The sequence below is a fragment of the Acinetobacter sp. Ac_3412 genome (assembly GCF_013072675.1).
GTDB lineage: Bacteria > Pseudomonadota > Gammaproteobacteria > Pseudomonadales > Moraxellaceae > Acinetobacter > Acinetobacter higginsii.
This window is the reverse complement of the sequence record NZ_LXUJ01000013.1, coordinates 1-5,203: the sequence shown is the minus strand read 5'-3', so window position 1 is coordinate 5,203 and position 5,203 is coordinate 1. Positions and strand designations below refer to the sequence as shown.

Sequence of the window (5,203 nt, the reverse complement as noted above, 5' to 3'; positions counted from 1 at the left end):
TTGGGTGTTGTATAGTCAAGCCTCACGAGCAATTAGTATTGGTCAGCTTCACACGTCACCGTGCTTCCACACCCAACCTATCAACGTCCTAGTCTCGAACGGCTCTTTAGAGGAATAAATTCCTAGGGAAATCTTATCTTGAGGTAGGCTTCCCGCTTAGATGCTTTCAGCGGTTATCCCTTCCGAACATAGCTACCCGGCGATGCGACTGGCGTCACAACCGGTACACCAGAGGTTCGTCCACTCTGGTCCTCTCGTACTAGGAGCAGATCCTCTCAAATTTCCAGCGCCCACGGTAGATAGGGACCGAACTGTCTCACGACGTTCTAAACCCAGCTCGCGTACCTCTTTAAATGGCGAACAGCCATACCCTTGGGACCTGCTTCAGCCCCAGGATGAGATGAGCCGACATCGAGGTGCCAAACACCGCCGTCGATATGAACTCTTGGGCGGTATCAGCCTGTTATCCCCAGAGTACCTTTTATCCGTTGAGCGATGGCCCTTCCATACAGAACCACCGGATCACTAAGACCTACTTTCGTACCTGCTCGACTTGTGGGTCTCGCAGTTAAGCGCGCTTTTGCCTTTATACTCTACGCGTGATTTCCGACCACGCTGAGCGCACCTTCGTACTCCTCCGTTACTCTTTAGGAGGAGACCGCCCCAGTCAAACTACCCACCAGACATGGTCCTCGCCCCGGATTACGGGGCAGAGTTAGAACCTCAACATTACCAGGGTGGTATTTCAAGGACGGCTCCATTAGAACTAGCGTTCTAACTTCAAAGCCTCCCACCTATCCTACACAAGTAAGGTCAAAGTTCAATGTCAAGCTGCAGTAAAGGTTCACGGGGTCTTTCCGTCTAGCCGCGGGTACACTGCATCTTCACAGCGATTTCGATTTCACTGAGCCTCTGCTGGAGACAGCGCCGCCATCATTATGCCATTCGTGCAGGTCGGAACTTACCCGACAAGGAATTTCGCTACCTTAGGACCGTTATAGTTACGGCCGCCGTTTACTGGGGCTTCGATCAAGAGCTTCGCTTACGCTAACCCCATCAATTAACCTTCCAGCACCGGGCAGGCATCACACCCTATACGTCCACTTTCGTGTTTGCAGAGTGCTATGTTTTTAATAAACAGTTGCAGCGGCCTGGTTTCTGTGGCTGCCAATAGCTCAGGGAGCAAGTCCCATCACCGTCAGCAGCGTACCTTCTCCCGAAGTTACGGTACCATTTTGCCTAGTTCCTTCAGCAGAGTTCTCTCAAGCGCTTTGGTCTACTCGACCTGACCACCTGTGTCGGTTTCGGGTACGATTCCTGTGTAACTGAAGCTTAGAGACTTTTCCTGGAAGCATGGTATCAGCCACTTCACTGTACAAGTACAGCTTGCTATCAGTTCTCAGCATAGAGTACCCCGGATTTGCCTAAGATACATGCCTACAACCTTCCACCTGGACAACCAACGCCAGGCTGACTTAACCTTCTCCGTCCTCTCATCGCATTACACAGAAGTATTGGAATATTAACCAATTTCCCATCGACTACGCCTCTCGGCCTCGCCTTAGGGGTCGACTCACCCAGCCCCGATTAACGTTGGACTGGAACCCTTGGTCTTTCAGCGAACGGGTTTTTCACCCGTTTTGTCGTTACTCACGTCAGCATTCGCACTTCTGATACCTCCAGCATACTTCTCAATACACCTTCATCGGCTTACAGAACGCTCCCCTACCACTTGACTTAAAGTCAAATCCGCAGCTTCGGCACATAGTTTTAGCCCCGTTACATCTTCCGCGCAGGCCGACTCGACTAGTGAGCTATTACGCTTTCTTTAAAGGGTGGCTGCTTCTAAGCCAACCTCCTAGCTGTCTATGCCTTCCCACATCGTTTCCCACTTAACTATGATTTTGGGGCCTTAGCTGGCGGTCTGGATTGTTTTCCTCTTGACTACGGACGTTAGCACCCGCAGTCTGTCTCCCGGATAGTACTCATTGGTATTCGGAGTTTGCATCGGTTTGGTAAGTCGGGATGACCCCCTAGCCGAAACAGTGCTCTACCCCCAATGGTATTCGTCCGAGGCGCTACCTAAATAGCTTTCGGGGAGAACCAGCTATCACCAGGCTTGATTAGCCTTTCACCCCTATCCACAAGTCATCCCCTGGCTTTTCAACGACAGTGGGTTCGGTCCTCCAGTTAGTGTTACCCAACCTTCAACCTGCTCATGGATAGATCGCCTGGTTTCGGGTCTATACCCAGCAACTAAACGCCCTATTAAGACTCGATTTCTCTACGGCTCCCCTATTCGGTTAACCTCGCTACTGAATATAAGTCGCTGACCCATTATACAAAAGGTACGCAGTCACCGAACAAGTCGGCTCCCACTGCTTGTATGCATGCGGTTTCAGGATCTATTTCACTCCCCTCACAGGGGTTCTTTTCGCCTTTCCCTCACGGTACTGGTTCACTATCGGTCAGTCAGGAGTATTTAGCCTTGGAGGATGGTCCCCCCATATTCAGACAAGGTTTCACGTGCCTCGCCCTACTCGTCATCATTGTGTGTGCCCTTTCGTGTACGGGAATATCACCCTCTACGTTCGCACTTCCCAGAGCGTTCCACTAGAACACACACAACTTAATGGGCTGCTCCCCGTTCGCTCGCCGCTACTAAGGGAATCTCAATTGATTTCTTTTCCTAAGGGTACTGAGATGTTTCACTTCCCCTCGTTCGCTTCATAAGCCTATGTATTCAGCTTATGATACCCGCCTTATAGCGGGTGGGTTCCCCCATTCAGAAATCTCCGGATCAAAGGATATTTGCCGCCTCCCCGGAGCTTTTCGCAGGCTATCACGTCTTTCATCGCCTCTGACTGCCAAGGCATCCACCACATGCACTTAATTACTTGACTATACAACCCCAAACAGTCGTTAACACATACAAGTGAGTGTTATCGTTGCAAACTTAATTGCTACTATTCGTTGTCTGTGAACTTAATCACCATACAGCTTCAATCTAAATTCATATACCAAAACGCTTGATTCAGTGTTTTTGCTAGTTCTCAATCTCATTCTTTCGAATGAATTGAGTGAACAATTTATTTCAGACTCAATTTTCTAATCTGTTAATGATTAACTACCACCTCGTCGGTGAGTAGTAAACTGTGATAAATCACAGAAGTTAATAAGCTACCTGCTTACTAAATTCTGTAATCTTTAGCTCGTACTCCGTAAAGTACATGGTGGAGACTAGGAGAGTCGAACTCCTGACCTCCTGCGTGCAAAGCAGGCGCTCTACCAACTAAGCTAAGTCCCCAGCTTATCACTTAATGAACGACATATCTTTCAATCCAAGCTACTGCAATCAGATTTGGTGGGTCTGACAAGACTTGAACTTGTGACCCCACGCTTATCAAGCGTGTGCTCTAACCAACTGAGCTACAGACCCTCAGATACATCTTCGAAGAACAACTTGTTGTGGATTCTTACCGATCGTCAATCTTTCGTTAAGGAGGTGATCCAGCCGCAGGTTCCCCTACGGCTACCTTGTTACGACTTCACCCCAGTCATCGGCCACACCGTGGTAAGCGTCCTCCTTACGGTTAGACTACCTACTTCTGGTGCAACAAACTCCCATGGTGTGACGGGCGGTGTGTACAAGGCCCGGGAACGTATTCACCGCGGCATTCTGATCCGCGATTACTAGCGATTCCGACTTCATGGAGTCGAGTTGCAGACTCCAATCCGGACTACGATCGGCTTTTTGAGATTAGCATCCTATCGCTAGGTAGCAACCCTTTGTACCGACCATTGTAGCACGTGTGTAGCCCTGGTCGTAAGGGCCATGATGACTTGACGTCGTCCCCGCCTTCCTCCAGTTTGTCACTGGCAGTATCCTTAAAGTTCCCGGCTTAACCCGCTGGCAAATAAGGAAAAGGGTTGCGCTCGTTGCGGGACTTAACCCAACATCTCACGACACGAGCTGACGACAGCCATGCAGCACCTGTATGTAAGTTCCCGAAGGCACCAATCCATCTCTGGAAAGTTCTTACTATGTCAAGACCAGGTAAGGTTCTTCGCGTTGCATCGAATTAAACCACATGCTCCACCGCTTGTGCGGGCCCCCGTCAATTCATTTGAGTTTTAGTCTTGCGACCGTACTCCCCAGGCGGTCTACTTATCGCGTTAGCTGCGCCACTAAAGCCTCAAAGGCCCCAACGGCTAGTAGACATCGTTTACGGCATGGACTACCAGGGTATCTAATCCTGTTTGCTCCCCATGCTTTCGTACCTCAGCGTCAGTATTAGGCCAGATGGCTGCCTTCGCCATCGGTATTCCTCCAGATCTCTACGCATTTCACCGCTACACCTGGAATTCTACCATCCTCTCCCATACTCTAGCTGACCAGTATCGAATGCAATTCCTAAGTTAAGCTCAGGGATTTCACATCCGACTTAATCAGCCGCCTACGCACGCTTTACGCCCAGTAAATCCGATTAACGCTCGCACCCTCTGTATTACCGCGGCTGCTGGCACAGAGTTAGCCGGTGCTTATTCTGCGAGTAACGTCCACTATCCAGTAGTATTAGTACTAGTAGCCTCCTCCTCGCTTAAAGTGCTTTACAACCAAAAGGCCTTCTTCACACACGCGGCATGGCTGGATCAGGCTTCCGCCCATTGTCCAATATTCCCCACTGCTGCCTCCCGTAGGAGTCTGGGCCGTGTCTCAGTCCCAGTGTGGCGGATCATCCTCTCAGACCCGCTACAGATCGTCGCCTTGGTAGGCCTTTACCCCACCAACTAGCTAATCCGACTTAGGCTCATCATTTAGCGCAAGGTCCGAAGATCCCCTGCTTTCTCCCGTAGGACGTATGCGGTATTAGCATTCCTTTCGGAATGTTGTCCCCCACTAAATGGCAGATTCCTAAGCATTACTCACCCGTCCGCCGCTAAGTGATAGTGCAAGCACCATCACTCCGCTCGACTTGCATGTGTTAAGCCTGCCGCCAGCGTTCAATCTGAGCCATGATCAAACTCTTCAGTTTAAAATCATTAGTAGCTTATGGCTACAAATCTTGGCTCATCAATTTTCTGACTAAAAATTCGCTCAAATAAACTTCGAGAAATTTTTACCTTTCAATCAATGAAATATTTTCGATCGATCAACCAGTAAAAATCCACACAAGTTGTTCTTCTATTCTCTTAATGATCT

At 49.5% G+C, this 5,203-nt stretch carries 2 tRNA genes and 2 rRNA genes; all 4 read right to left on the bottom strand.

The annotated features are described in order from the left end of the window. Positions 1–11 precede the first annotated feature (11 nt). The 4 genes from A7P54_RS17140 to A7P54_RS17125 all read right to left on the bottom strand — a co-directional run bounded on the left by A7P54_RS17140 (position 12) and on the right by A7P54_RS17125 (position 5,036). A 23S ribosomal RNA gene (locus A7P54_RS17140) occupies positions 12–2,903 on the bottom strand. Between the two features lie 328 nt (positions 2,904–3,231). After that, positions 3,232–3,307, bottom strand: a tRNA-Ala gene (locus A7P54_RS17135). A gap of 55 nt (positions 3,308–3,362) precedes the next feature. Further along, positions 3,363–3,439 (bottom strand) — tRNA-Ile (locus A7P54_RS17130). Between the two features lie 59 nt (positions 3,440–3,498). Beyond that, positions 3,499–5,036 (bottom strand): 16S ribosomal RNA (locus tag A7P54_RS17125). Together the 16S and 23S rRNA genes with 2 tRNA genes alongside form the textbook arrangement of a ribosomal RNA operon. Positions 5,037–5,203: the final 167 nt, after the last annotated feature.